This is a genomic window from Alkalibacterium sp. 20, assembly GCF_001885615.1.
Taxonomy (GTDB): domain Bacteria; phylum Bacillota; class Bacilli; order Lactobacillales; family Carnobacteriaceae_A; genus Alkalibacterium.
In genome coordinates this window covers 21,323-41,231 of sequence record NZ_LSRN01000013.1, presented here as the reverse complement: position 1 = coordinate 41,231, position 19,909 = coordinate 21,323, and the positions used below count along the sequence as shown (strand labels likewise).

Below are 19,909 nucleotides of genomic sequence, written 5' to 3'. Positions count from 1 at the left end.
ATATCTAGATAGTTGATTAGATGAGGTTTGTCATCTTACTTATTACATTCAGAAATCATTCCCAAAAACACTTTTTTTTGGGAACCTATTTATTTTTTTGGGTAAAAGGGTTCATTTCTATAGATTCAAGGTTTGTTAAAATTTCTGGAGCAAATACTATCTTAGGTATTATCCCAGCCGGTAGAGATAATCAATCAATACCATTGAAAAATATTAGTTCTGCTAGAATTTCTACGAGTTATGAGATGAAACCTATTCTTGCTGGGATTTTTCTTGGTTTTATCTCTCTTAATATGCTAGTGGATAGCTTTTTTGGAGCCTTAATTTTATTACTTATCAGTGTGGGTATCTTAGGTAGTGGAATATTATCTGTATTAATCATTCAAAGAGCTGGTAGTGATTTTTATATTTCAGTTCCTTTCTTTGATAAAGTTAAATTACTACAAGCTCAAGATATGATTGAAGAAGCGTTATCTAATGATACTGACAAAAGCGATTTAAATATGTTTTTTGATAAAAAATAATATTAGTACTATATTTATTCTTAAAAGTTAAATTAGAAACTAGATACACGGTGAAATATTAAGGCATTTACATAATTAATTTACTTCATCCCTAACGGGTAAGTGAATCAAGACATGATCTGTCAGTAAATAGAAAAACTAAAAAAGAGCGTATTAGAGTTTTAACTAATGCGCTCTTTTTAGTTTTCTTATTCCTTTAATTGTAGAAAAAATAAAAAAAAGAGCTTTATTAAGACTTTAATTAAGCTCTTTTATGTGTTGCAATAAGATAACAAATAACAAAAAAAATGAGGTGCTTCGTATGTTGAAAATGTTAGATGTAAAAACAAAATCGATCACAGAAGCTAAAAAAGACTTTTCAAAAATTATAAAAGACACGAGTAAAACAGGAGAACCAACCTTTATTTTTAACCATAATAAACCTGAAGCCGTTATTCTCAGTAATGCCGTGTATGAAAAATTAGTGAAAGATTACAACGAACTGGAAAACAAACTATTTTATAGTCAATTAAATGATCGAGTAACAGCCGGACCAGGCGAACTCATTTCAGCCACTGAAGTGATCGAATCAAATCAAGAGCACAGCCCATTTGCTGCTTTATCCGATAGGGATCTGCGTATCATTTATGAATGATATTTTTTGTTTAGTGAAAATCTTAAGCAATGCATCCTTTCATTCAATTCTTAGGAAATTTCTTTTTCTTTTTTTGATATACTTTTATCATCTTAGGAAATGTATGAACAAAGTGTAAATCTTGAGGTAAATCCCATTCTTTCAAGAAATGTCGTGTGTATTTTATCCTTTTATTATCATTTGAAATTTCAGCAAACCATTGTGTGTCTTTTATCCTGTTGACTATTAATTCAGCAACTTCAAGGTACTCTGCACTTTTGAAAATAGGCTTATCGAGTATGTTTCCTGGCACTTTATTGTATCCTAATGTAAAAGCCTCGTAAGCTCTTATTGCAATATCCTCTAATTCATTTAAAGATGAGCAATTTGTCTTTTCTAAAGGAATTAGATAGATAGTAAACTTATCTCCAGATGTGTAGTCATTGTACACAAGATTATTTCCTCTATTTTCTCGAAAATGCATAATTGCTCTAACGTATAATTTTTTTGCCTGCCCTACATAATATTTTTCTTTTTTGTGATTATGTATAACATAAATACCACGAATTCCATTTTTTTTACTGGATAGTTTACCCAATCCTTCCGGTGTCAATGGTCCCACTTTTTTTTGTAAGTTATCTAAATAACTTCTATAACATTCTCTATTTGCATCTCGCATATACTCCAATGATTTTTTGTAATAATAAGAAGGCGATACTTCTATTTCGTTAGAAAAAGTATAAGGAATAAGTGTTTTTTTTATAATGCCAAGCTCATTTTTAGTCAGTGTATACGCTCGATCAATTTTTTCAAACTTATTTGAATTTACTATAGATCGCGCTCTTTCTCCATTTATATACTCTATGTATATAAATTTTTCTTTTCTAAATACAATGAATTCTCTGTCCATTAATATGCCCTTCCCCTGTAAATAATTTATTCTATCTTTCCTTATATATAATCCAAGTTTTATCCATAAACATTTTTATTTTTCCTGAATGTGGAATTCCATATGGTTTTACTAAATAGCAATATTGTTTGTATTTTTCTTCTTCAAGTAAATTAACTAAAATCCAGCATGTGGTAAAAAAGACAATTATAAAATACGTGCTATTTCAATTTTTTTAAAATTGTAATCTACTATTGAATATCGTAGTCATGACTTCCTAATTGCTCATTTGTAAACAAGTTGCCAACAGCATTTAGGGTAACAGGAGTCTCCGAATCAGTTAGTTTATATGCTATGGCATTACTTACTGTTCCTCCCGGTCTTATGGTCACAAGTTGAGTATTCAAATAATTACTATCTGGAAGCGAGCTCACACGCAATTCATTTATAAAGTTTTCATCGTTATCCTGTATTGCTTTAAAAGTCATCATCCATGGCATGGTCGGATTATATTCAGTACTGGTAGCGTCTTCTGAAACAGTTATATCATACCAAAATGCAATGACTGAATCGCTCCCATACTCATTTCCTTGTTCACCAGGCTGTAGTACTTTATAGTCGGTAATAGTGATTGTATAATCTTCTTTGACTAAATCTGTACCATCGAAATAAGATTCTTCGGCTTCTTTTTCAGTGACTGCTTCTGATTCATCCGATATGGGACTATCAGAGTATACTATAGAGTTAAGTATGTTTTCAAAAACACTACTATAGTCTTCATCAGATTCAACAAATTCAACAAAAATCAACTCATGAAAAATAAATAATCCCTCAGAATCATTGAAAAGAACTAATGTAGATTCAATTTCATTGCCAGAATGTATTTGTTTCAAATCAAAACTATATGCATCTCTGCCATTAATTGTTATTTCTGATTCGGAAAGTACTTCGTATGATCCAGAGTCGGAGTGATATGCTTCTAAAAATACCTCTCTTGCTTCACTATCAAAAAGGTCTATATTATCATCTGTGAAATGAACCCTAAGCACACCGTAATCAGAATAGTATGATTTTAAATTTTCTCGAGAGACTTCTTTTCTCCAATCTTCAGGAACTTCATACTCAATACCAATCATAAAACTAGATTCAGTTACAATTGTATTGTCGCTTATTTCAGGTGTTTGAGAATCTATTTCCTCATCAGATACCACACTGTCAGAGATTACTATAGAATTAAGTGTTTCTTCAAAGTCGTTGGTATAATCCTTATTAGAATTCAGGTGATTCGCCATACTAAAAGTTATAAAACCTTCTGAAGTATTCATAAGAACCGCGTGAACTTCATATCGCTCGCCTAATATTATCTGTCTAGTTTGAAAAGTAAATGCTCTATTATCATTAATCATTGTTTCTGATTGAGATAGTAGCTCAGCATCTTCTGCTTCCTCAAACCACCCCTCAAGAAATTCCTCTTGTCTTTCGACTTCAAGAATGTCACCCGTAGTTTCTTCAAGAGAAACCATTAACATCGCATCTTCAGGGTAGTAATATTTTAAATTCTCATGGGCGACTTCCTTTGCCCAACTATCAGGAACTTCATATTGAACATTGTCCATAAAATTCGATTCAGTAACAATTGTATTGTCGCTTATCTCTGATGCTAAGGAATCTGCGTCTTCTGAAGAGCAAGCGCCCAGTACCAAGAAACTTCCAAACAATAAACCAATCATACTTTTTTTCATGACTATCCTCTTTTCCTAAAAGTATTTTTTTATTTTTTTTAGTTTGTCAAGTAAAGCTAGTCTACAGTTATTAGAATTTCTATTCACCGTTTTTCGCACATAATATATATTTTTACTTATAAAAAATCGATTCTTTTCAAATTCATTATATACCATTTAGTTTGTCAAATTAAGCTAGACGATTTCCAATCTGGTACATTTTCCAAAAATACTTCAATTGGCGTTCTGTAGTTTAAAGATTTTCTAGGGATTTTGTTTCTTTTAATAGCGATGGATGAAACGAACGCCTGGTTAATGGTGTTAAAATCCATTTGCTTATACAAACCATCTCGTCGAAGCAAACCATTAGATTGTTCATTCAGTCCACGCTGAGAAGGACAGCCAGGATCCGCAAAAAATATAGAAACGTCATATTTGTCAAGCTTAATTTTACAATTCAAGCCATTAATAAACCGCTAACAACATGTATTGTGATTATAATACAATTGTACCGTTTCAGACAAAACGAGAGAGTCAACAGCTTTTTATCGGCTGTTGACTCTCTCGTTTTGTGTTCGTTTAACCTATCTACAACTGACTGATTAAACGTCATGTAAATCATATAATCATCCTTTGAGTCTTTATCAAATGTAATTCGATCGACAAAGCTTTTCAAAATAGCTTTCACAATTGCTTTAGGTGTTGTGTCTTTGACTATACTATTTACTAGAAGTAGCACTTGAGTTGCATCTTTTTTACTTATTTTGTAACCTTCTGTGTCTAGTATTTGCATCAACTCTTGGTTCCGTTGGTTAAGTTCACTGTGTTCAATTTCTAATTTGTTTATCCTCTCTTTTAAGTCACTAGCTAGCTCCGGTGTCGTTTCTATCAAGCTCCTTCACTTCCATTTCCCAAGGCTTTCTTTGGATTTGAATTTGCTTATTAAGTTCATCAATTATTTCAGTTAGGTGCCCGGAGAACAGGATAACTTCTCGTAAACAATCTAGGATGAACTTTTCAGCATTATCTGCCCGGACACTGTTTGCATGACATACGCTGGCTACTTTATTCCGAAAGTTAGCACAACTGTAGTAGCGGATCTTCTTCTTAGTGCCATTTTTAGAACATTAGTCGTATTTGAGGCTGCCATAGAACCACCACATTCAGGACAACGTAGCAAGCCAGTTTCCCCCCGGTTATTTCTTTTCGGGTACTTACTTTCTACCTTTAATCGGTCCCTAACCTTCTCGTAAAGTTCTTCATCAATAATCGAATCATGGGAACCCTCCACCATGATATATTTTGGATTGTACCTTTTTCTCCGCTTCGTGTCCCATTCTTCGTAGCGATTGTAACGGAGAAATCCTGCATACGTAGGATTATATAAAATATCCTTCACCGTTTTCGTACTAAGGCTGTTTCCTCTAACTGTTTCCTTTCCTAGTTTGTTAAGGGAGTTGGCAATAGCCCGATAGCCATTGCTAGCCAGATACTATATAAAAATAAGCTTAACCACCTCAGCTTCTTTTGGTTCTACTAAAAGTATCTTTTTCCCTTCGTCATTCTTCCCGCTAAAATAGCTCAGCAAACAGTCTCTGATTTTTTACGAGAAAATGAATGTGACCTTCCTTTTGAGCTAACTACGATGGCCGGATCTGAAGCGTAAATAATAATGTTAAAAAAATTACTATTATAGCACCAAATAATATAACTTTATATTTTCCCTTCAATCTCTGCAATTTCTTCCTCTTTATATTATTAATTAAAGGATAGATCCCTCCGTATAATAAGTTTGTTGTTAATAAACTTAAATCTCGTTATTTATATGTATCATCAAAATAATATGTATGCCCATTAACACCTTAACAACATGTTAGTAAGTAATTATTGTCAAACCGGTAATGAAAGCCTTTCAAAAATCACTCATATTTCACTAAATACTTAATCTTTTTAAAAATTCAAATAAATGTAAAATTCCAACCACTTATTGACAAAATATAAATATAGAAAAAAGCATACTTCCATCTTTAGCAGATGACCTATCTGTTAAGGATGGAAGTGTGCTTTTTTTATACTTTTTTCAGAATTTTAGTTCGGTTTTTCAAGATATATGTTGCTTTCCTTTTTTTATCTTTTACACACTTGCAAGTGCACTTGTACTTGCACTTGCACTTGTACTTGCACTTGCACTTGTACTTGCACTTGCACTTGTACTTGTACTTGCACTTGTATTTAATTTCTATTTAACTGCTGTTTTCTATCCAATAAGCAATTAATTCAGAAGCGCTCATACCAGCGTTATCAGCAATTGCTCTTAATTGAATCTTGTTAGCAGGGGTTAAGACGATTGACATTTGTTCTTTTCTTTCTTTAATTTTTTTTTGAGGATTATTGAATTTCGTTTGCTTTTTTCTACTATTATTATGCTCTTCTTGGATTTTATCAAAACTATTTACCTTCATATTATTTTTCATTTTATTATCTCCTTTCTATGTTCGATCAGCTTTTTCTAAGATAGTATCAAAAACACTACTTATATTGTTAAAGAATGATTCGTGTTTCTCTTTTTCTTTTACTGACATTTTATTTTCTCTTTCAAAAATACTAATATCGTCTATTAAACTCTTAGCTAACATTTCTTTTTTTTGAATTATACCGATAAAGTTATTTTGTTTTTCAGCTACTTCTAAGAAATCCTTACTGCTGTTACCTATATGATCAACACGATTGCCTAAAAGATAAGGTTCAGCATTTACATATGTTTCTCTAGTTTTCAATTCTATTAATTCAGATTTCAAGTAGTTTATGGTGTCTTCTAGTTCTAACCATGCTCTAAGTCCGTTTCTAGATGGTTCTGAAACGCCTAAAACAATATCAGCTACCGCTAAGAAATTTGAAGTTACCAAACTATCGTCATTATGAGTATCAATAATCATGTAGTCGTAATCTTCTATTCTTTTGTAGTTATCTGAAATCCACATATACATTATCATACAATTATTCTGTTTAGATTTTAGGTCTAGCGAATGATCTTCTAATAATTCAGAGCCTTTTATAAATCCAAGATTTTTACTGACTGGATATATTTCTAATGGTTTTCTATCGAATATATCAACAATTGTGGATTTTCCTAAATTATCAAATGAATAACTTAAATTACATGAACGGTCTCCATCTACAAGCAGCACCTTCTGGTCTTTTTTTTCGCTTATATATTTAGCTAAGTTATATGATATAGTCGACTTCCCCGTACCACCTTTATTTATGTTAACCGTAATAATTTTCATATAATTTGTTCCTCCTTGTTATTTGCTAATTTTATAATAGCACAAGTACAAGTGCACTTGCAAGTGCACTTGTACTTGTGCTTGTAAGTGCACTTGTACTTGCAAGTGCACTTGTAACTCATTCGGAAATTCAATAGTAATTACATATAATTTTCCGATTTTCAAGCTTTTTTTGTATGTCTGTCTTTCGCCATTTTACGACCTATAATGAGGGATATCATCTGTAAAGAGCAAGTTACATTTATCATTTACTGGTCGTAGAATTTATGATAAAAATAGCTAAGAGAAAGTTGGAAATTAATTTTTTTGAGCTGTTTAGAAATATTTTCACTACAAAACAGAGAGTAAGCAGCAATCAAAAGATTGCTGCTTACTCTCTGTTAACTATTTATTTTATGTCGTTTATCTTTAAAAATCTGATGTATTCTTCTGCTGATTTTTTTAAATACCTAATAATATTTTTCTTATCTTCTTCATAATCAATCATATGTTCTTTAACGTAGGATATATGTGTTCCTACACCCTTTAATCCTTTTAAGTCTTTAATATCATCATATAAAGGAAAGACAAGTGTTGCTAATCTAACCATAAAAGTTGGGTCTAAGATATTTACAGATAGAATTAAATTATTATGGACTAGTTCTTTGGTATATTTACTGTTTAAAGCATTGTTGTAAATTTTTTTATTTTCATTTTGTTTTTGTTCTATGCTTTCGTTTGCTTTTTGACTACTTTCTTTATAAGGGAGACTGGCCTTTGCTAAATCTTTAGTAATATAGAATTGTATGCCTGCAATCGAACGTCCACTTTTTATTTTTTCATAAGTAACGTCAAAATGAGTATGTTCTGTAACTTCGTTAATTGCTGTTTGTAATACTCTTTTCTCGAAATTGGCGAATCGATCATATTCTTTTAATGTATTTGTCATTCTTCTAAGTTCCTGTAAATCAATGTATGGATTTTTCAATTGTTCTAATTGATCTTTTCTACGTTGTCCGTTTTCTTTATAATTTTCATATTGATTAAAGTTCATCGATAACCATTTGTATAAAATAATACTATATTTGCTGTTTAGATTCATTAAGTCTGTAATTAAGTATTGTGTAAAGTTTTTTCTTAAATTGATTAAATAGGGCATTATAGAATTTGTGAATTTAATTTTCACAGAATCATCGGAACTACTCCATTCTGTAGTTTCTAAAGGAGAGATAATTTTAAATTTCATTTTTCCTTTTTCGTCTTCTTCTCTAACTTCAAAAATTGATTGCTGATGAAGGGTAGTTAATGAATTTTTGAAACGACTATGTTTATTGTTGTCTTCTACGTTAAAAAAAGAAAATAATATTGTTTTAGAGAGATAGACAGTATTATCTTCTGGTGGATTTTCGGTATCAATACAAGAAACAGCTAATTCAAATATTTTTAAGGGTATTTTATCCATTTTTGCTACGCTGGTAATTAAATCATTATGTTCAACTGCTCTCAGGAAATATACATCCTTCATATCTAATACCTTTCGTGGTATTATAGGGTAAGAATCTGACATAGAGTAAACCACCTTTTCTTTTATTTAGAGAAAGTATTCCTGCCGAATAGGTTTCTCCATGTTTATTTTAACACTTATATGACTACATAACAACTTTAAATGTAGTCATATACATAGTTTTTTGTAGTCATATCCATTTAAAGCCATGAGCAATGATCAACGTAATAATCTGAATATTTATATAATAAAATCCACATAGGTAAATAATAACTGATTTATAAACTTATTACATGGGTTATTAAGTTTATTTTAATACAGCTACACTTATTCCATACTTGTAGCTGTATGCATAGTTTTTTGTAGTCATATCAACATGTCTACATTGGAGATTTTTTGTAGTTGACTACATAGTTTTTTGTAGTCGTGTACATAGTTTTTTGTAGTTCTATAAATAGTTTTTTGTAGTCTTATATACTTAAAAATGCATGGTAATACTGATTTTGTTGGTTCGCAAAGGTTTAAAAGATTAAAGTATTAAAGTATAATAATAAATAAGGTTTACACTTATCTGTAAACTTTTTTTAAAAGATAAAATCAAGAAAATTCAAAAGATTAAAAACAAGAACAGAACATAAATCTGAATAATAACACATCGCCTATGAGCTAAAAATAACTATTCTAACCTTTTTTAAATTTCTTTAGTAGGTTTTACCGTTTTATTTATAAAAGACGCTCTAAAGTGATATTTGACAGGTGAAAAGAACCTTTATAACAAACAGAGGTGTTTTATAAGAGGTCTTAAAGAATAACTATATTATTCCAGCTCTTTACCTCACTTTCATGTTTTATAGATATAACTTAAATCTTTTTATAAATAACGGGGAATAAATCATCTTCTCCCATTTGCATTGGAACAAGAAAAGTAGATAGTTCTTGTAACCATATTTTATCTGGAACGGAATCTAAAAAGTAACCAATCGTTGTTAAAACTATTTCGTCAAAAGCATTTACTAATGTTAGTTTATCAATAGGGGAAACACTAGCAACTAAGTTAGCAATGATTTTTGTCTGTTCCTCTATTTTTCCAACAAAGACCCCGTTTTTATATACATTAAGATACTTTTTTTCTTCTCTTTTTTTTGTCATTTTAATTTCTCCTTTTCGTTTTATTAAGCCAAGAGTGTTAGCTCAAAAGCTGAATTTTTTCTGTTTTCTTGGCTAGCCTATAATCATGAGGTTAAAAGGAAATCAAGAAATTAGGAGATTCTTTTGCGTTAGCAAGTAGAATTCCTTTAGAAAAAAGTTTTTTTAATGAAAAGGAGAGGAATGTGGAAAAAGTTTTTCCGGTTCTTGAATTTCTTTTCTGTTCTTGGATATAAACGGTTGGGACTGAAAGCAGGCTCACGAGCGTTTATTGCCATAGAACAGCCTGTTATGATGAAGCCCTGCGTCAACTTCGTTGAGGCGTTCAGGGCGTTTGGCTTCAGAAAACGAAAAAAATCTTTATCAATGCAACTAAAAGAATTTCGGGAAATTCATCTGATGAAATAGGAAAAAACGACTGACTAATAGGCGTTCTTTCTTGCCTACGCTATTACTTTTCACTATATTTGAATATAAAAAAGCAAGCAGCTAAAGAGAATTACCTTTAGCTGCTTGCTTACGTTTAAAAATAAGAGGTTTATAAAGAAATTAAAAAGATAAATAAAGCAAAAATTGTATAAAGTGAAATTACACCGATCAACATATAAACAATCCATTTTATAGACTTTAATGCAATAATGAACAGAATAGAGAGTACTAGAAGCACCAACATGCTATTCATTGAAAATAATAAAAGATCTAATAATATATTTTGAAGTAAAAATAAGAAGGCAAATGTTAGAAAAGTAAGTAAAACTAGTTTATATTTTTTGGAAAAAAGCTTATTTCTTGAACTATAATTAGTTCGGTCCATATAAATGTCCCTTTCAGTAGTAATACTTGTGGCCTTAATTATACCATAAGTAATCAAACAACAAGTCAAACATCAAACTAAAGTTATTAGCAAATTAGAGTAAAAATACAGGAATTGTTTTATATATATATACTAAAACTATGTGGAATAATGTATGATAAAGAGAGTAGATAAAACAGAAGGGGTGTAAATTGTGCCATTAAATTTAGAAAATCATATGTCATTAGTGGTGATCTTAAATATATTACAAGAAGCAAATGTATCTAGTGAACGTATAGAAGAAACAATGAAAAAAAGAATTGCAAACGATTATGATTTTTCGCAACCTTTGACTAGTGAAAACATAATAAACTTTTTAAAAGAAGAAAAAATTAGTGAGAACATAATAGAAAAAATTGTTTTGAAAGTATTGTTAGAAAAGAAAGTTCTTTCAGCCAGTCAGGTTAGAGATGAATTGAAACTTACTACAGGAGCGTATCATTCACTATTGAAAGCTTCAAATCACTTGAATCCTTTTTACACGTTTTCCGCCTCTAACAATAGAAAGACCATGCTGTTTTTAAAAGAAGATGTTGAAGAATTAAAAAAAATAAGAAATAAAAAAAATAAGAAATAAGAAAAGAAGTCATAATATCAATAGAAATAACACCCTTAACATTTATTTAATGTTAAGGGTGTTGTTTTTTTATAACTAAACTTTAATGTAAACTTCAACTAGATGTTTGATTACAAACATTGCTAATAGTTTTGACTTACTGTATGGTATTAAATGTAGCAATGATGCATATTTTTTTAATTTGTATATCTCATAATTATGTATTCGAACTAATAATTATGAATGCTTACACCTTGTTCTTTTAGAGTATAAGGATGCTTATATACATAGGAATGGAGGAAATTATGAAGAAAAACAAGGTGTTACTCACGTGTTTTTTATTAATAGTATTGGCAGGTTGTTCTGAAAAAGCGATTAGTTTAAGTGAAAAAAATTATTTCGTGGAAGAAGGTCATAACAAGGGCGTAGCGGAATTTTCTGAAGACGGTCAGGCTACTTTAAGCTTAAATAATCAAACAAGTGTCACGGATTATGAAGTGTTTCCTGATCAGTATGAAGGGTACGACGGCATTGTTATTGATGGAGGATATTATTTAGCAGAACAACAAGATGATGTTATATATCTATGGGGCGTAACAGAAAACTTTTCGATTGATGGAGAAGACGATTATTTTTTCAAACAAGTAGGAAATTTTGAAGAAGTCGATATGAAGTTGACACTGACAAAAGATTAATAGAAATGGAGATTAGTTATATATGTTGAATCAACTAGAGTTAGATAAATTATCAAAAGCAATCTTAATAGAACAAGGAATTAAAGAAAATTTATGGAAGAAACAAATTATAAGGGAAGCAAAGGAAACATTGTTTATTTCTGAAAACACTGGAAAAGGAACGCCTTATTCCGAACTTACCACACTGATTATCAATGCTGAAAAAGAAAAATTAGTGAATAAAGCACTCGAAAACATTTACGGAAAAGAGAACTCTAAAACAAAAGAAGTACAAGAAAAAAGTACAGACACAGTAACTCATAATCCCGAAAATAAGCAATCATATTAATAAGCATGAAGGAGAATACTAATGATTAAAGAGAATTTAATGGCCATAAAAACTACAGCTGAACAAGAGGTTTTTAATCTGTATGCTAACAACTTAGAAAACAATTTAAATAGTGCTACAGGCGATATACTTTCTATATTACAAGGTGTAGGAGTAGGCGTTATTGCAATATTTGTTGTCATTATCGGATATAAAATCATTACTGGTGGACGTGAAGGGTTACGAGAAGCAAAATCGTCTGTGATGGGCCTAATTATTGGAGCTATTTTACTATTTGGTGCATTAGCAGTATCAGAATGGTTAAAAACAACCGCTTCTTTTTAACGAAAAATAATAATTTAAACTATTAAAGCTACAAAATAATGGCGTCATAACATTGCGTTATGACGCCATTATTTTGTAGATGGAGGAAAATATATGTTACAGATATCGTTTGATAATCTATCTAAGAAACAAAAAATCCTTGAAGAAGATACGCTTTACTCTTTATATCAAGCAAATCAGAAATACGAAGAACTAAAAAAACATATAGCTGCATTAAGTGAAAGAGAAAAAATAGAGTTACCAGATATCACTTTAGCAGATGAACATAATATAGGTTTGTTAGAAATAACTGATTTAACAAAAGAGTCTCTAACTGATAGTTTAGCTTCACTCTTAACAAGAGCGATCGTACTTGGAAATCAATTGGAAGAAGATAAAGAAAAAAGAGTAGCGTTTGAAAAACGTGTGACAACGGAGATTAATCATGAAGTTATAGATAAGGAAACAGGGATACCCGAACGTAAAGAGCGTAAAGAAACGGTCCTTAACAAAACTGCAAGAACCACTGGGAAAGGTAAAAAGTGGGTATTGGATATTTTTAATAAAGAAAAGATAACGCCAAAACTTCCAGAAGTAATAAATAATGAAAATAAGTCCAACATGGATACTGGAGATAGTAGTGGGGAAATAACTGAATCCACAATAGGCAGATTGTTAATTGAAGATGATCCGAATAATAACGCATTAGAAAAAGAGGATAACGCTTCTCAGGACGATATAAAAATAGTTTTAGAACCGAAAGACACAAGAGCGATAACGAGTGCTGCAACAAATGGACCGGAGGCTACTCAAACGGGCAATAGAGAAAAAGTAAGTAAAAATGAACGCGAGGATACTGTTACTTTAACTGAAAACAGAGCAGAACCAATTGTTGAAGATATGTTTGTTAGGAGTATTCGTGATTCATTAAGAGGTTTAAAAACAGCTTTAGAAAATTCTAATTTAACTACGACAGAAAGAGAATTGATATTATACAAAATAGATAAATTTAATTCATTGTCTATTGAATCTCAAACATTAGTAGCTAAACAGAGCGAGCATTACAACACAACATATACAGAAAAAGAAGCGGACATAGAGAAGAAATTAAAAGAAAAACTAAGCAAAATGTTAGAGACGCATAGTGATGAAAAAGCAGAACGAGAAAAAATAACTAATGAAAAGTATATTGAAATTGAAAAGAACGAAAAAAGTGAATACCTGAGTAGTAATCCTGAAAAAGAAGCTCAAATAATATCAGAAGAACAGTATGATCAAAAAGTAAGAGAAGCTAAAGAAGCTAAGGATAGACAAAATCAAATACGGACAAACGCTTTTTTTAGTGATATAAAAAATTCAGTTAAGGAAAGAAAGAAGACAGAACTAGAAAATATTCATTCTCACTATGAAAATCTCGTATCAGAAAAGAGCATAGGACTTAGAAATAAGTACGAAGCAAAATTCAATGCTGACATGGACAAATTGAACTTAGATATGCTCACTGAAAAGAAAGAGTTTTTAATAACAGAATTAAAAGGTATTGAAGATACTGTGTTAACTAATCTTTCCAACTGGCACGAACTGGCTACTAAAGAACTAAATGATAAGCACACTAACCTCATTTTAGAAAAAGAAAAAATAGAATTAGAAATTGAGAGAAGTCAATCTGTATTAAGAAACCAAAAAGAAAAAGAAGGCTATCAATTAGAAATCGTCAAATTAAAAAAAGAAATAGAAGAGAAAAGCTTGAAAGAAGCTCGATACGTCGCTAACGAAGAAACGCGGCTACAGCAAAACCAAGTCAGTCTTGATCTTCAAAATAAAATGATAGAAGAACTCGAAAATAAAAAATCCTTTATGTATGAAGTAGAGGTAAAAGTTGAAGAGAGAATAAATAAATCACTTCACGAAGAAAAAACAAAAAATGAAAAACTGAAATATGTTTTGTATTCAACGATCGGCTTAGCAATCGTAAGTTTAGGGTTAGCAGTTTACGGTTTATCTGATAGAGGATCAGCAGCGCTAAGCCTCCCCGTACAAGACCAATCCGTTGGGGAAATCGAGGTGCTTTCTACTGTAGAGGAAGATACAGAAAATGATGATGACGTGAATAAAGTTGAAGAACTATCAAAGGAGTAAATGCACATGGTATCTAATAATATGCGATTAAAATTAAGTCATAAATTGCAATTAAAATCTATGAAAAAGGAAACACAATCCTCAAAGTTTGCATTTCTAAGTTCGTGGTTTATATTCGTACTCAATGTAATGATTATCGTGCTACCTCTTTCTCTCTTATTTAACTACTTTATCAATGTAATACGTTCGTTTATTGAAAATGGGTTTGGGATAGGCTCGCTACTTCAAGGTAGAACGGGCTTTGAAAGTTATGAATTTGGTCTAAATCAACTAACAAACGTAAACGATTTAACACTTTTTCATATCATTTCCTTACTTGGAACAGTCGTTTTTTCGATAGTTTTTGCATTCAAAATTAGAAAAAAGTTCTTACCTTTAAATGTAACGGAACAAAAAGGAGATTCTCGATTTTCAACACTAAGTGAGATTCAACAAGCCTACAAAGAAGTAGACCAATTAAAATCTAAAATTAAAGGTCATGGGGGCATTCCGGTAGCGAGGTACAAAGATAAGCTCTACCTTGACGATCAACCGGTGAATACAGTCATTATAGGGACTTCCCGTTCAGGTAAAGGAGAAACCTTTGTCTTTCCTACTATAGATGTGACGTCAAGGGCAGAAGAACAATCTAGTTTAGTTATCAATGATCCTAAAGGGGAACTTTATACAGGGTCGTATGAGACGTTAAGGAAACGTGGGTATGATATTGAAGTGATAAATATGATTAGTCCCGAAAATTCACTATCATATAATCCTTTAGCTTTAATTATAGAAGCCTACACCAATGGAGATATGGAAACAGCCCAACAATTAACTGAAAGCTTGACCTTCTCGTTGTATATGACAGGAGATCCGGAAGCTGATTTTTGGAACTCGCTAGCTTCCTCTTTAGTGGGCGCCTCAATCTTAGCTTTATGCGGTATTTATTTAAGAGAAGATACATATAAACCCGAAAAAGTGACTATGAGAAATGTTCAAACCTTTATCACGACATTAGGAAAAGAAAAAACAGAAATTGACGGAGTAGAAAAAACTAAATTAGATTTATTTTTCAACTCATTAGATCACTCGGACGTTGCAAAAATGCAATTTTCTGCAACAGAGTTTGCAGAGGGCAAAACGAGGTCTTCAATATTCGTATCGGCCCTAGAAAAATTAAAATTATTCAATGCAGATTCTATGGCACGAATGACAAGTAAAAATACAATTGATTTCTCCTTGGTAGGCTTCCCAAAACAAATTAGATTGTTTACTGATTACAAATTAGTAGGGCAATCGGTTAAAGCAGAATTTTATAAGAAAAATGTAGATAGCCCTTTTGGAGAAGATGTCGGACAAGTGAAGCGATTGATTAAAAATAAAGAACCCTATGGTAGTTTGAAAATTTGTTTTAACGAGAAACTAGCAGATGGGGATATTATCCACTTGGTAGATGATGAAAATATTGATCTGTGGTATTCATTTAAGCGAATAGCCCAAAATGCGTTAAGTCCCATTAATGACTATGGTTTTATTGAATACAAAGAACAAGCAAGTACAAAAATCTTGAAAAATAAAGAGCAACAGGGTCTGGAACTTGTTCAATCTATGGAAACCTATTACATTGACAAACCTAAAGCAATCTTCTTGTTAGTCCCAGATTATGATAGAAGCAGAGCCATGTTGTCTAGTATTTTTATTAAACAGATGTACCAGACAATGGCTACCATGTGTCAAGACGTGCGAGGGAATAAGCTGCACCGCAGATTGAAATTCTTACTAGATGAATTCGGAAATATGACACCTATAAAAGAAATGGATTCTATTATGACTGTGTGCTTAGGACGTAACATACTATTTGACCTGGTCGTACAAGGCTACAATCAAATAACCGCACTCTATGGCGATGAGAAGGGTCAGTCAATTAAAGATAACTGTCAGAATCACTTATATATCCTATCCACTTCTTCAACGACCGCAAAAGAAATATCAGAGAAATTAGGTTACAGAACCATTGAATTAAATTCTAATTCAGGAGATTCAACAGAATTAGAACAAAAAAACTCTAAAAATATAGATAAACAACCCTTGATTGAACCCTTTAACTTATTAAGATTTGAAGAGGGAGAAATGCTGGTCTTAAGGTCTTTGAAACGTCAAACAAATAAACAAGAAAAAATAAAAGCATACCCTATTTATAATTCGGGGAAAAAAAGAAGAATGAAATACCGTTACGAATACCTATCAGAGTATTTCTTTACAGGAAAATCTACAGCTGATTTCCCGATAAAGTCTATTCATAAATATATGGATTTAGACTTAATTGCTCTCGATTTCCAAGAAATAGACAATGTAATGCATTTGAATGTACGTGATAAAGAACTAGAACCAGAAGCAAAAACAGAAGAAAAAAAGACTGCTTACGATAAATTTAATTCTATAGAATTGGCTAGCATTAACGAGGTATTAAGTAATGTCTTTACAACTATGACTACGGAAAACCTAAAGGAATTTGATTTTGAGAGTAGTAATGAAGACATTTGTAATCAGTTAATTAAACGAGTCACTGATCCCAAAGAATCAAAGGTCACTTATTCGTTGGTTACACATCAGTATAAAGATATGGCTTCAATTAAGTTTAGAAACCAATTCAAAAAAAGGTTTCATGACATATTTGTAGAAAAAGATACAGAAGAAATGAGTGCTGCAACAAGTGAAACGGTTGCTACACGAAGGGACGAACCTATCGAAATAGAAACTGAAAATGTAGAAGAAGCTAACGATTCAATCTTTTATATTACAACGGCTATTTTAGAAACGCGTTACTTCTCTAATTTCTTGAAGACATATAACTTATCTCTTGATCAAATCTTTTCAGGAAAAGAAAGATTAGAAGAAGCTGAAATGATTGAAGCTATTAGGAAGAATAAACCTCATTTAGTTAAATCTTTTGAGAACAACCTTATTGTCTACAAACAAAGTATCAACACAAAATGAATGTGTGGTGTAACGAATGTCAACACAAGATATATTAATCAGGTTTCAAGATTACTTCTCTATAAAAGAAATATTCAACGTGCCGTTTACCTATTTAGGGGAATTGCTACTCCGTTTGATTTATAGCATAGCTACTGTGGCTGAAAATTTGGTGACACAAGTTTATAGAGTAAGCGATTTTTATTCAACGGGACAAGTTGAAGAATTTTACACTGTCATTTTAGCAGTTAGTTGGGGATTCTTAGCAATTATAGTGGCCTGGATTGGGATAAAGAAAATTAGTGGGATCCCCGTTCCTAATCAGACTATTTTCAGAAATTTAGTGTTAGCTTTACTTTTTGTGATTATTCTACCAGATATGATGGTGAAATTTGACGATCTAGCGACTATAGGTAAAGACGGAGCTAGTGAAATTGCTGCTAATGAATCAGAATCAGATTCATTAGCCATGCTGGCTATATCTGATAACGTAACAGATTTGTTGATCCTAGATAATAACAATTTTGAAGGCACTGCTTCTGATACCTATGGAGTCAATAACATTACAGTTGATAACTTTAAATATACAAACTTTCAGGAAGCAATTGAAGCAAATCAAGAAGGTATAAATAATAATGAAGTCTTTGAAAACAGAATAACTGTGACAGAAAATGGAGATACAGAAGTAGAAGAACTGGAATCAGGGTGGTTATCTTGGAATCAAACCTATTATCGTTATTCGATTGATTATGTAACGGTAATTATTCAGCTTCTCATTTTATCCGTGGTATATATTTTCTTCGCTTTTAAAATAATACAAATATCATTTGAATTAGCAGTGACTAAAATCATTTCTCCGATACTAATATTTACAGATATTGGAACGGGACAAAAAGTGAAACAGATATTCAAAGAGGTAGTTAATGGGTTTGCAACTTTGGCTATTATCTTCTTCTTACTAAGACTGTATCAAATATTTGTCACTTGGATTAGTACCCCCAATGTAATTGTACCAGGGGAAATGAACCCGCTACTAAAAGCTCTCATATTAGTAATACTAGGTTTAGTCGTAATAGATGGAACGTCTGTCATTACCCGCTTGTTAGGTTTTGACGTTGGAGTAAAAGATGGGTTTAAAACAATGGCAGGTATGTATGCAGGATCTAAAGGAATCAGCGCGATTAGTAAAAGCGTAGGGAGTAGTGTAGGAAACGGAGTAAGTGCGATTAGTTCCAAAATGAAACCCGATTCTAAACCAAATGAAGAAAACGGTATAAGTGGTGTGGGTACGACTGATAAAGGGGCAGAAGCGACGACTAATTCGACAGGTGATACGAGTAATGCAGTCGGAATTGGTGGAGTAGCAGGAAGCTCTACAGGTGCTAGTGCAGGGAGTGCAATAGGCGCTAATTCCGGTGGAAAGAACGGATTGGGTGTTGCTGAAACAGGAGGAGAAAGTTCTGCAATGGACAGTGAACGTTCCGTTGATCAGAATCCAGTAACTGGACAACAAGGGGATATTGAATCAAGCGGTTCTAATAGCCCTATTAAGCCCGATACAGGAACGTCTGGTAACGTACAGTTAGATGAATCGACAAGCTCTATGGAGGGGTTAGAATCGCCACAATCAGGTGATTTAGAGGGTGGTAATGGAGACGGTTCTCAAACACCTTTAGCAGGTCAACAAATCAACGCTGACTCTAGTGAAAGTGGCACAATGACCGAACAACAAAACCAAGTATCTGGAACAGCAACGAAACAACAAGGCGTTAATCAAACGACTACAGAGAACATATCAACTGATAATAAAGGACAAATGAATCAAGGGTCTTCAAACGTTAATACCGAAAAAGGGTCAAGCATAAGCGGTTCGTCTACGTCCATTCCAGTGAATACTGCTAGTTTGGAAAATAGTGCAGACTCGAATGAATCAACTAGTCAAGATCAATCTTCCAGCTTACAAAGTAATGGGAATCGAGAAAATACAGTTACGGGATCGAATACAGAAACACAAAATATTAATGAATCGACAAATGGGAATATAAGAAATGACGTCAGAATAAATACTGGAAATGGCGTAACTAGCGTAAGCTCAATTGATTCATTTAGTGAGAGTGGTTCTTCCTCAAGAGAAATGCCGAAACCTGCAAGTTCTGATTACAGTTCAGGGAGTAACGCAGGGGAAACAACAACTTTCAATACTAATGAAACGAGTACTAGTCACTCAACCAATAATGTAGTAGGAACAAATAATAAAGAGCAATTTGAGAATGTTGATACGAATTATTCAGTATCTAATCAAACCACTAATAAGCTAAATGAAACAATGAAGGAATTTAGCTCAAATATAAATAGTCAGCATTCAAAACCAAAAACAAGCAAGAGACCCACTTTATAAAAGTGTTTAAAAGTGGATA

Annotated in this window: 17 protein-coding genes and 1 pseudogene; 9 read left to right on the top strand and 9 right to left on the bottom strand. The window is 32.0% G+C overall.

Going from position 1 to position 19,909, the window contains the following annotated elements; translation table 11 throughout:
• Window positions 1–20 precede the first annotated feature (20 nt).
• Window positions 21–524 (top strand): hypothetical protein, encoded by a 504-nt coding sequence (locus tag AX762_RS02025; RefSeq protein ID WP_071847498.1) that lies wholly within the window; start codon window positions 21–23, stop codon window positions 522–524.
• Window positions 525–825: 301 nt separating this feature from the next.
• Complete coding sequence (locus AX762_RS02020; RefSeq protein ID WP_071847497.1) at window positions 826–1,158, top strand: type II toxin-antitoxin system Phd/YefM family antitoxin; 333 nt, start codon at window positions 826–828, stop codon at window positions 1,156–1,158.
• Between the two features lie 43 nt (window positions 1,159–1,201).
• Here AX762_RS02020 and AX762_RS02015 read toward each other — a convergent pair whose 3' ends face one another.
• The 9 genes and pseudogenes from AX762_RS02015 to AX762_RS01970 form a co-directional block, all read right to left on the bottom strand.
• Complete coding sequence (locus AX762_RS02015; protein ID WP_083432747.1) at window positions 1,202–2,047, bottom strand: hypothetical protein; 846 nt, start codon at window positions 2,045–2,047, stop codon at window positions 1,202–1,204.
• A gap of 230 nt (window positions 2,048–2,277) precedes the next feature.
• Window positions 2,278–3,768 (bottom strand): DUF5067 domain-containing protein, encoded by a 1,491-nt coding sequence (locus tag AX762_RS12515; protein ID WP_143139258.1) that lies wholly within the window; start codon window positions 3,766–3,768, stop codon window positions 2,278–2,280.
• Window positions 3,769–3,932: 164 nt separating this feature from the next.
• Window positions 3,933–4,178: pseudogene (locus tag AX762_RS02005) on the bottom strand (transposase); the annotation flags it as partial.
• Window positions 4,179–4,204: 26 nt separating this feature from the next.
• Window positions 4,205–4,639, bottom strand: coding sequence for a hypothetical protein (locus AX762_RS02000; protein WP_071847496.1), 435 nt, complete (start codon window positions 4,637–4,639; stop codon window positions 4,205–4,207).
• A 168-nt stretch (window positions 4,640–4,807) separates the two neighbouring features.
• Window positions 4,808–5,236 (bottom strand): recombinase family protein, encoded by a 429-nt coding sequence (locus AX762_RS13255; RefSeq protein ID WP_083432746.1) that lies wholly within the window; start codon window positions 5,234–5,236, stop codon window positions 4,808–4,810.
• A gap of 754 nt (window positions 5,237–5,990) precedes the next feature.
• Complete coding sequence (locus tag AX762_RS01985; RefSeq protein ID WP_071847494.1) at window positions 5,991–6,221, bottom strand: hypothetical protein; 231 nt, start codon at window positions 6,219–6,221, stop codon at window positions 5,991–5,993.
• A 15-nt stretch (window positions 6,222–6,236) separates the two neighbouring features.
• Window positions 6,237–7,034 carry a ParA family protein gene (locus tag AX762_RS01980; protein ID WP_071847493.1) on the bottom strand — a complete coding sequence of 266 codons (798 nt, stop codon included), beginning with the start codon at window positions 7,032–7,034 and terminating at the stop codon, window positions 6,237–6,239.
• Window positions 7,035–7,422: 388 nt separating this feature from the next.
• Window positions 7,423–8,580, bottom strand: a complete 1,158-nt coding sequence (locus AX762_RS01975) for a RepB family plasmid replication initiator protein (protein WP_071847492.1) — start codon at window positions 8,578–8,580, stop codon at window positions 7,423–7,425.
• Between the two features lie 798 nt (window positions 8,581–9,378).
• Entirely contained in the window at window positions 9,379–9,666 is a 288-nt protein-coding gene (locus tag AX762_RS01970) for a hypothetical protein (protein WP_071847491.1), read from the bottom strand.
• Between the two features lie 1,004 nt (window positions 9,667–10,670).
• Between AX762_RS01970 and AX762_RS01960 the strand changes: the two genes are divergently transcribed.
• From AX762_RS01960 to AX762_RS01930, 7 genes are all read left to right on the top strand, one after another.
• Window positions 10,671–11,093 carry a hypothetical protein gene (locus AX762_RS01960; RefSeq protein WP_071847489.1) on the top strand — a complete coding sequence of 141 codons (423 nt, stop codon included), beginning with the start codon at window positions 10,671–10,673 and terminating at the stop codon, window positions 11,091–11,093.
• A 284-nt stretch (window positions 11,094–11,377) separates the two neighbouring features.
• Window positions 11,378–11,767, top strand: a complete 390-nt coding sequence (locus AX762_RS01955; RefSeq protein WP_071847488.1) for a hypothetical protein — start codon at window positions 11,378–11,380, stop codon at window positions 11,765–11,767.
• Window positions 11,768–11,789: 22 nt separating this feature from the next.
• Entirely contained in the window at window positions 11,790–12,095 is a 306-nt protein-coding gene (locus tag AX762_RS01950) for a hypothetical protein (protein ID WP_071847487.1), read from the top strand.
• Between the two features lie 21 nt (window positions 12,096–12,116).
• Window positions 12,117–12,419 (top strand): TrbC/VirB2 family protein, encoded by a 303-nt coding sequence (locus AX762_RS01945; protein WP_071847486.1) that lies wholly within the window; start codon window positions 12,117–12,119, stop codon window positions 12,417–12,419.
• Between the two features lie 93 nt (window positions 12,420–12,512).
• Window positions 12,513–14,537, top strand: a complete 2,025-nt coding sequence (locus AX762_RS01940; protein WP_071847485.1) for a hypothetical protein — start codon at window positions 12,513–12,515, stop codon at window positions 14,535–14,537.
• A 6-nt stretch (window positions 14,538–14,543) separates the two neighbouring features.
• On the top strand, window positions 14,544–17,513 hold the full coding sequence (locus AX762_RS01935) for a VirD4-like conjugal transfer protein, CD1115 family (RefSeq protein WP_071847484.1): 2,970 nt from the start codon (window positions 14,544–14,546) through the stop codon (window positions 17,511–17,513).
• A 16-nt stretch (window positions 17,514–17,529) separates the two neighbouring features.
• Entirely contained in the window at window positions 17,530–19,890 is a 2,361-nt protein-coding gene (locus AX762_RS01930) for a pLS20_p028 family conjugation system transmembrane protein (protein WP_071847483.1), read from the top strand.
• Window positions 19,891–19,909 lie beyond the last annotated feature (19 nt).